At 62.9% G+C, this 8938-nt stretch carries 9 protein-coding genes; all 9 read right to left on the bottom strand.

Translation table 11 applies throughout. From position 1 onward, the window contains the following. Window positions 1-122 precede the first annotated feature (122 nt). Complete coding sequence (locus EOA85_RS19290) at window positions 123-407, bottom strand: DUF1467 family protein (protein WP_127210796.1); 285 nt, start codon at window positions 405-407, stop codon at window positions 123-125. Then, window positions 404-808 (bottom strand): methylmalonyl-CoA epimerase, encoded by a 405-nt coding sequence (gene mce, locus EOA85_RS19285; RefSeq protein ID WP_127210795.1) that lies wholly within the window; start codon window positions 806-808, stop codon window positions 404-406. Before mce ends, EOA85_RS19290 begins: the two co-directional genes overlap by 4 nt. A gap of 15 nt (window positions 809-823) precedes the next feature. After that, entirely contained in the window at window positions 824-2494 is a 1671-nt protein-coding gene (locus tag EOA85_RS19280; RefSeq protein ID WP_127210794.1) for a ribonuclease J, read from the bottom strand. A gap of 64 nt (window positions 2495-2558) precedes the next feature. Continuing rightward, window positions 2559-3380, bottom strand: a complete 822-nt coding sequence (locus EOA85_RS19275; RefSeq protein WP_065012299.1) for a biotin--[acetyl-CoA-carboxylase] ligase — start codon at window positions 3378-3380, stop codon at window positions 2559-2561. Between the two features lie 4 nt (window positions 3381-3384). Then, on the bottom strand, window positions 3385-4821 hold the full coding sequence (nuoN, locus tag EOA85_RS19270) for an NADH-quinone oxidoreductase subunit NuoN (protein ID WP_127210793.1): 1437 nt from the start codon (window positions 4819-4821) through the stop codon (window positions 3385-3387). A gap of 18 nt (window positions 4822-4839) precedes the next feature. Further along, window positions 4840-6345, bottom strand: coding sequence for an NADH-quinone oxidoreductase subunit M (locus EOA85_RS19265; RefSeq protein WP_127210792.1), 1506 nt, complete (start codon window positions 6343-6345; stop codon window positions 4840-4842). Continuing rightward, on the bottom strand, window positions 6345-8318 hold the full coding sequence (gene nuoL, locus EOA85_RS19260; RefSeq protein WP_127210791.1) for an NADH-quinone oxidoreductase subunit L: 1974 nt from the start codon (window positions 8316-8318) through the stop codon (window positions 6345-6347). Before nuoL ends, EOA85_RS19265 begins: the two co-directional genes overlap by 1 nt. A 12-nt stretch (window positions 8319-8330) precedes the next feature. Continuing rightward, entirely contained in the window at window positions 8331-8639 is a 309-nt protein-coding gene (gene nuoK, locus EOA85_RS19255; protein WP_127210790.1) for an NADH-quinone oxidoreductase subunit NuoK, read from the bottom strand. Between the two features lies 1 nt (window position 8640). Further along, on the bottom strand, window positions 8641-8938 hold a 298-nt coding region (locus EOA85_RS19250), incomplete at its 5' end, for an NADH-quinone oxidoreductase subunit J (RefSeq protein WP_206523327.1).

Below are 8938 nucleotides of genomic sequence, written 5' to 3'. Positions count from 1 at the left end.
GGTTAGCACGACAAATTGCTAGACCACTTACCAGGCGCCAGCACAGCGGGTTCGGAACCTGCATCGGCTTCCAGCCCGGATTGGTGCTTGCATGCAAGATGTGACCAGCCGCGCCCGGCGGTCTAATTTTCGGGTCTCTGGCTAAAATCCGGCACGATGTGCGGGATGTCGTCGATGCCGAGGCCGAGCCCCCTCGTAATGCCATAGAAGATGCCAAGAAGAACCGTCGTGACGATTGTCGTCCGCAGCACGGCGCGCAGCATATGCGATCCGCGCGGCGCGCTGGGTACAGTGCCCAGCGTCACGTCCTCATCCTCGTCCTGCGTCCTCAGACTGAACGGCAGGATGGCGAACAGCACTACCCACCATGTGATGAAGAACAGGGCGAGAAACGAAACCCAGCTCATGCTTGCTCCAGTTCGACCAGCGTGCCGAAGAAATCCTTGGGATGCAGGAACAGCACCGGCTTGCCATGCGCGCCGATCTTCGGGTCGGGGTCGCCAAGGACGCGGGCGCCGCTGGCCTTGAGATGATCACGCGCGGCAAGAATGTCGTCGACCTCGTAGCAGACATGATGCATGCCGCCCGAGGGGTTCTTCTCGAGGAATGCTGCGATCGGCGAATCCTCGCCGAGCGGCTCCAGCAATTCGATCTTGGTGTTGCCGACATCGACGAACACCACCGTCACGCCATGTTCCGGCAACGCCTGCGGCGGGCTCACCTGAGCGCCGAGCGTATCGCGATAGGCCGCTGTCGCCGCGGCCAGATCCGGCACAGCAAGCGCGACATGGTTCAGGCGTCCGAGCATATCGTGCTCCGAAAGTTACCGCGTGACGAACACCGTCACCAGCGGCTTCTTGCCCCACGCTTCATTGGCGACGCCGCGGACGGCGCGGCGCACTGCCTCCTGCACGAGGTCGAGATCTCTTCGGCGCTGACGGGGGATGGAGTCCACGGCGCCGATTGCCGCATCGATCATCAGGTCTTCCAGGCTCTCGCCGCGGGCGTCGGCCTCGGCGACGCCGATGGCGACCAGATCGGGATCGCCGGCGAGCTCATACTTGTCGTCGAGCACGACATTGACCGCGACATGGCCAGCAAAGGACAGCTTGCGCCGGTCGCGAATGCCCATCGCCTGGTCGGTGCCGATTAGCCTGCCGTCCTTGTAGATACGGCCGAATGGCACCTGGTCGATGATCGTCGCCGCACCGGGATAGAGCCGCAGCATGTCGCCGTCGCGGACCTGCGCCACCTGGCCGATGCCCGACACCGACATCAGCGACCCCTGCGCTACCAGATGCGCCGCCTCGCCATGCACCGGCACGCCGATCTGCGGGCGCACCCATTGATACATCTTGCGCAATTCGCTGCGGCGCGGATGGCCGGAGACGTGCACCAGCGCATCGCCGTCCTCGATGATCTTGATGCCGAGATCGATCAGCCGGTTCTTGATCTCGAGGATACCCTTCTCGTTGCCGGGAATAGTGCGCGAGGAAAACACCACCGTGTCGCCTGCTGTCAGCGACACCGATTTCATCTCCTCGCGCGACAGTTTTGCCAATGCCGCAAGCGGCTCGCCCTGGCTGCCGGTGCAGATGATGACGAGGTTTTCGCGCGGGATGAACCTAAAATCCTCCTCGGCGATGAATGCGGGCAGCCCGTCCATATAGCCGAGCTCGCCGGCAACATCGATGACGCGCTTCAGCGAGCGGCCGAGCACCAGGCACTGGCGGCCGGCGTCGCGTGCCGCCTTGGCAATGGAGACGATGCGCCCGACATTGGAGGAAAAAGTGGTGACCGCGACACGGCCCTTGGCGCTCTGGATGACGCCCTTGAGGCCCTCGCCCACCGCCACTTCCGACGGCGACTCCCCTTCCCGCAGCGCATTGGTGGAATCGCAGATCAGCGCCAGCACGCCGTTGTCGCCATAGGCGCGGAAGCGGGCCTCGTCGGTCATCGGCCCGATCGTCGGCGCCGGATCGATCTTCCAGTCGCCGGTGTGGATGACGGTGCCGGCCGGCGAGGTGATCGCCAGCGACATCGGTTCGGGGATCGAATGCGCGACAGGGATGGCCTCGATCTCGAACGGGCCGACACTGAATTTTTCGCCGGCGCGGTAGATCGTCACCGGGATCTTCGGTGCGCCCTGCTCGCCCTGCCGCTTGGCTTCCAGCAATCCGGCCCCGAACGGCGTCATCCAGACCGGCGCCTTGAGCTTCGGCCATGTATCGAGCAGCGCGCCGTAATGGTCCTCATGCGCGTGCGTAATGATGATGCCGCGCAGATTGGCGACGCTCTCCTCGATGAAGCGCGTGTCGGGCAGCACCAGGTCGACGCCAGGCAGGCTGGCATCGGGAAACGTGACCCCGACATCGACAACGATCCATTCGCGCGCATTGACCGGGCCGTAGCCATAGAGAGCGAAGTTCATGCCGATCTCGCCGACGCCGCCGAGCGGCACGAAGACGAGTTCGGCGTTTTCCGCTGTCGCCATGATCTTTCCTTTCCTGGCGGTCAAGCCAGGCCCTTCAAAACTGGGGCCCGTCAAACCTGACCCGTCAAACCTGGGCCGACGCGACCGCACCGAAATGCACGTCGCCGGCGGCGATCGTCAGAACCGAACCCTTATCGTCGCGGATCACGAAACGGCAGTCCTCGTCAATGGTCTCGAACGTGCCGCGCACCACATTACCGTCAATTCTGACAGCAACCTGCCCGCCAAGCCCTGCCGCGCGCGCCAGCCAGCGCCGCCTGACGGCGGAAAGCCCGCGCCCATCATTCCACAGCCGCGCATTCTCGCTCCAGGCATCCGACAGCGCCAGAAACAACGTCTCGGCATCGCAAGCAGCGCCCAGCGCGCTGAGCGATGTCGCCGGATAAGGCAAATCCTTGGGATAAGCCACAACATTGACGCCGATGCCCACAGCCACCGCGAAGCGATCGCCTTCGAGTATCGCCGTTTCCAGCAGGATGCCGGCAAGCTTGGCGCCGGAGGCGAGCACATCGTTCGGCCATTTCAGCTCGAAACGGTTTCTTCCATCGCTGCCGCCGTCGAGGCCGATTGCGATCCTGCCCTTCGGCACGACGGCGTCGAGCGCATCGGCCAGCGCCAGGCCGGCGACGAAGCCGAGTGTCGCGGCCAAGCGAAGCTCGGCATTGGTGACCACCAGCAGCGTTGCCGCCAGATTGCCCTCGGGCGTCGCCCAGACCCGGCCGCGCCGGCCACGTCCGCTTTCCTGTTTTTTTGAAACGACCCAGAGCTTGCCCGGATCTCCCGCACGCGCATGGTCCAGCGCCAGCGCATTAGTGGAACCGACGGTATCATGTGCCTCGAGCCGGAACCCTTCCGAGGCCGCTGTTGGAGCCAGCCGAAATGCCATCCCGTCAGAAAAACGTCTTGGCGGCGGCTTCGGCATAGGTGTCGATCGGCCCGCCGATCAGCACATAGAACAGCACGAAGGCGCCGCAGACGCCGAGCACCACGCGAAGTTCGGTCGCCATCGGCACGAAGCCGCCGACCGGTTCGTCGAACCACATGATCTTGATGATGCGCAGATAATAATAGGCGCCCACCACCGAGGCCAGCACGCCGATGATCGCCAGCGCGTAGAGGTTGGCGTTGATGGCGGCGAGGAACACGTACCACTTCCCCCAGAAGCCGGCGAGCGGCGGGATGCCGGCCAGCGAGAACATCAGGATGGTGAGGATCGTCGCCATGATCGGATTGGTCGACGACAGGCCGGCGAGATCGCTGATCTGTTCGACATTGCCATCCTTGCGCCGCATGGCGAGGATGAAGGCGAAGGTGCCGAGCGTCATAACCAGATAGATCAGCATGTAGATGGCGACGCCGCGCACGCCGGCTTGGCTGTTGGCGGCGAGACCGACCAGCGCGTAGCCCATATGGCCGATCGAGGAATAGGCCATCAGCCGCTTGATGTTGGTCTGGCCGATGGCCGCGAAGGCGCCGAGCGCCATCGAAGCGATCGAGATGAAGACGATGATCTGCTGCCAGTCGGCGGCGATCGGCTTGAACGCGCCCATTGTAACGCGCACGATCAGCGCCATTGCCGCCATTTTCGGCGCCGCCGCGAGGAAGGCCGTCACCGGCGTCGGCGCGCCCTCATAGACGTCGGGCGTCCACATGTGGAACGGCACCGCCGATATCTTGAAGGCGAGGCCGGCCAGCACGAAGACCAGGCCAAAGACGAGGCCAAGCTGCCGCTCGCCGCCGCCCAACGCCGTGGCGATCTCCTGGAACCCGGTGTTGCCGGTGTAGCCGTAGACGAGGCTGATGCCGTACAGCAGCATGCCTGACGACAGCGCGCCGAGGACGAAATATTTCAACCCCGCCTCGGTCGAGCGCAGATTGTCCCGGTTGATCGCCGCCAGCACATAAATCGCCAGCGACTGCAATTCGAGGCCGAGATAAAGCCCGATCATGCCGTTAGCCGAGATCATCAGCATCATGCCGAGCGTGCACAGCAGGATCAGCACCGGATATTCGAACTTGTCGAAATGCTCCGCCTTGGCGAAGCGCATCGACATGACCAGCGTCACCGCCGACCCGATCAGCGCCAGCACCTTCATGAAGCGGGCGAAGGGATCCTGGACAAAGGCCTCGCCATAGGCATTGCCCTGCCCGGTGGAAAAGATCGTCCAGACGCCGGCAATCACCAGGACGGCGACGGCAAGGCCGCTCACCATGGTGGTGGTGTTCGCGCGCGAATAGGCGCCGAGCATCAGCAGCGCCAGGGCGCCGACGGCGAGGATCAGCTCTGGAGTCGAAAGCGACAGGCTGGAGAGAAGGTCCGGCGTCATGGTTCGCAAACCTCTTAGTCAGTTCGCCGCCGCGGTTTGCGCGGTGTCGATGGATGCGGTGACATTGGTGACGAGCGCCTTGACCGATTCGGCCGTCGCATCGAAGACCGGCGCCGGGTAGACGCCGAAGAAGATGACCAGCGCCGCCAGCGGATAGATGATCACCTTCTCGCGCGCCGACAGGTCGAGCAGGCCTTTCAGGCTGTCCTTGGTCAGCGCGCCGAAGATCACCCGGCGATAGAGCCAGAGCGCATAGGCCGCCGACAGGATGACGCCGGTGGCGGCGAAGAACGCCACCCAAGTGTTGACCCGGAACACGCCGAGCATGGTCAGGAACTCGCCGACGAAGCCGCTGGTGCCTGGCAGGCCGACATTGGCCATGGTGAAGATCATGAACACGGTGGCGTATTTCGGCATGTTGTTGACCAGCCCGCCATAGGCGTCGATGTCGCGCGTGTGCATGCGGTCATAGATGACGCCGACACAGAGGAACAGCGCGCCGGAGACGAGGCCGTGCGACAGCATCTGGAAGATTGCCCCCTGGACGCCTTCCTGGTTCATCGCGAAGATGCCCATGGTGACGAAGCCCATATGGGCGACCGACGAATAGGCGATCAGCTTCTTCATGTCCTCCTGCATCAGCGCCACCAGCGAGGTGTAGATGATGGCGACGACGGACAGCGCGAAGACCAGCGGCGCGAACATCTCAGAGGCGATCGGAAACATCGGCAGCGAAAAGCGCAGGAAGCCGTATCCGCCCATCTTCAGCAGGATGGCGGCCAGGATCACCGAGCCGGCCGTCGGCGCCTCGACATGGGCGTCCGGCAGCCAGGTGTGCACCGGCCACATCGGCATCTTCACGGCGAAGGAGGCGAAGAAGGCGAGCCATAGCCAGGTCTGCATGTTTGCCGGGAAGTTGTGCGTCAGGAGCGTCGGGATGTCGGTGGTGCCGGACTGGAAGAACATCGCCATGATAGCGAGCAGCATCAGCACAGAGCCGGCCAGCGTATAGAGGAAGAACTTGAACGAGGCGTAGACGCGCCGCTTGCCGCCCCACACGCCGATGATGATGAACATCGGGATCAGGCCGGCTTCGAAGAAGACATAGAACAAAACGATGTCGAGCGCGCAGAACACACCGATCATGAGCGTCTCCAGCAGCAGGAAGGCGATCATGTAGGCCTTGACGCGTTTCTCGATCGATTCCCAGGAAGCCAGGATGCAAAGCGGCATCAGGAAGGTGGTCAGGATGACGAACAGCATGGAGATGCCGTCGACGCCCATATGGTAGGAGATGCCGGAATCCAGCCAGGCAAACTTCTCGACGAACTGGAAGCCAGGCTCCGAATTGTCGAACCCGGTCCAGATGAACAGCGAGATGATGAAGGTGATGCTCGTCGTCCACAACGCGATGGCGCGGATGTTGCGGCGGGCATTCTCGCTGTCGTCATTGATCAGCAGAATGAACAGCACACCAACCAGCGGCAGGAAGGTGACCAGCGAGAGGATCGGCCAGGCGGTCATCAGAGCATCATCCAGGTGACGAGTGCGGCAACGCCGATCAGCATGGCGAAGGCGTAGTGATAGAGGTAGCCGGTCTGCAGCTTGACGACCCGGTTGGTGACATCGACGACGCGCGCCGAAACGCCGTCCGGACCGAGCCCGTCGATGACAGTGCCGTCACCCGTCTTCCACAGAAAGTGGCCGAGGCGTTTTGCCGGCCGCACGAACAGGAGGTCGTAAAGTTCGTCGAAATACCACTTGTTGAGTAGGAAGGCGTAGAGCCCGCGATGCTGCGCCGCCAAATTCTTCGGCATTTCCGGCGCGCGGATGTAGAATTGCCAGGCAATCGCAAAGCCGATCAGCATGGCGACAAACGGCGCCAGCTTCACCCATAACGGCACATCGTGCATGTCGTGCAGGATGTGGTTTTCCGGGAGCGTAAACAGCGACGCCTTCCAGAACTCGGCATAGCCCTCGCCGATGAACGCGCCATGGAAGATCACGCCGGCGAACAGCGCGCCCGCCGCCAGGATGTACAGCGGCACCAGCATGACCGGCGGCGATTCATGGACATGGTGCATGACCTCGTGGCTCGCCCGCGGCTGGCCGTGGAAGGTCATGAAGATCAGCCGCCAGGAATAGAAGCTGGTGAAGCAGGCGGCGACGACCAGCAGCACGAAGGCAAGGCCGGCAACCGGATTGTGCGCGGCAAAGGCGCTTTCGATGATCGCGTCCTTGGAGAAGAAGCCGGCGGTGCCGATGACCGTCACCGGAATGCCGACTCCGGTCAGCGCCAGCGTGCCGATCACCATCATCCAGTAGGTCTTCGGAATGAGCGTCCTGAGGCCGCCCATCCTGCGCATGTCCTGTTCGTCGGAGACGGCGTGGATCACCGAGCCGGAGCCGAGGAACAACAGCGCCTTGAAGAAAGCATGCGTGAACAGATGGAAGATCGCCGCGCCATAGGCGCCGACGCCGAGCGCTACGAACATATAGCCGAGCTGCGAGCAAGTCGAATAGGCGATGACGCGTTTGATGTCGTTCTGGACGAGGCCGACGGTCGCCGCGAAGAAGGCGGTGAAGGCGCCGATGAAGGTGACCACGATCAGCGCCGAATGCGACAGATCGAACAGCGGCGACAGCCGCGCCAGCATGAACACGCCGGCGGTCACCATGGTGGCGGCATGGATGAGCGCAGAGACCGGCGTCGGGCCTTCCATGGCGTCCGGCAGCCAGGTGTGCAGCGGCACCTGGGCCGACTTGCCCATGGCGCCCATGAACAAAAGCAGGCAGACGACGGTCATCGCGGCCTGCTTGTCGAGCGCATAGCCGAGGAAGGTCAATACTGCAGCGCCCTCGGGGGCGCCTTCGGCCGGAATGAATGTCGCGGCATTAGCGAAAATGGTGCCGAGATTGACCGAGCCGAACAGCACGAACACACCGAAGATGCCGAGCGCAAAGCCGAAATCGCCGACGCGGTTGACGACGAAGGCCTTGATCGCGGCGGCATTGGCCGACGGCTTTTTGTACCAGAAGCCGATCAGCAGGTAGGAGGCGAGACCGACGCCTTCCCAGCCAAAGAACATCTGCACGAGGTTGTCGGCGGTCACCAGCATCAGCATGGCGAAGGTGAACAGCGACAGATAGGCGAAGAAGCGAGGCCGGTTCGGGTCGTGATGCATGTAGCCGATCGAGTAGATGTGGACCAGCGCCGACACCGTGTTGACCACGACCAGCATCACCACCGTCAGCGTATCGATGCGCAGCGCCCATGCGGCCTCTAACCCGCCCGACTGGATCCAGCGCAGCACCGGCACGGTGAACACCTCGCCCTCGCCGAAACCGACGGCGAAGAAGGCGACCCACGACAGCACGGCTGATATCACCAGGAAGCCGGAGGTGATGTATTCGGACGCCTTGGCGCCGAGCGACGTGCCGAACAGGCCGACGATCAGGAAGCCGAGCAGAGGAAGGAAGACGATGGCCTGATACATGGTGGTTTTCCGTCAACCCTTCATCATGTTCACGTCTTCGACCGCGATCGAACCGCGGTTGCGGAAGAAGACGACGAGAATGGCCAGGCCGATCGCCGCTTCAGCCGCTGCGACCGTCAGCACGAACAGCGCAAACACCTGTCCGACGAGATCGCCGAGTGCTGCCGAGAAGGCGACGAAATTGATGTTGACCGCGAGCAGGATCAGCTCGCTCGACATCAGGATGACGATGATGTTCCTGCGGTTGAGAAAAATGCCGAACACGCCGAGCGTGAACAGGATCGCCGATACGGTCAGATAGTGCGCGATGCCGACGATCATCTCAGATTCCCTCGCCCGTCTTGACCTTGCGGATTTCCATTCCCGTTGCCGGCGTGCGGCCAACCTGGGCTGAGATCGACTGCCGCTTGATCCCCGGCTTGTGGCGCAGCGTCAGCACTATAGCGCCGATCATGGCGACCAGCAGCACAAGGCCTGCAATCTGGAAATAGTAGAGGTAGTCCGTGTAGAGGATGTCGCCGAGCGCTGCCGTGTTCGAGCGCGCGGCAAGGTCCGGAATGGGCTTCGAAACCGTCGCGGCCAGTTGCGGCGCGAACGTATAGCCGCCGAGCACCACGATC

It is taken from the genome of Mesorhizobium sp. M5C.F.Ca.IN.020.29.1.1 (assembly GCF_003997375.1).
Taxonomy (GTDB): Bacteria; Pseudomonadota; Alphaproteobacteria; order Rhizobiales; family Rhizobiaceae; genus Mesorhizobium; species Mesorhizobium wenxiniae.
This window is presented reverse-complemented; position numbering and strand designations above follow the sequence as displayed.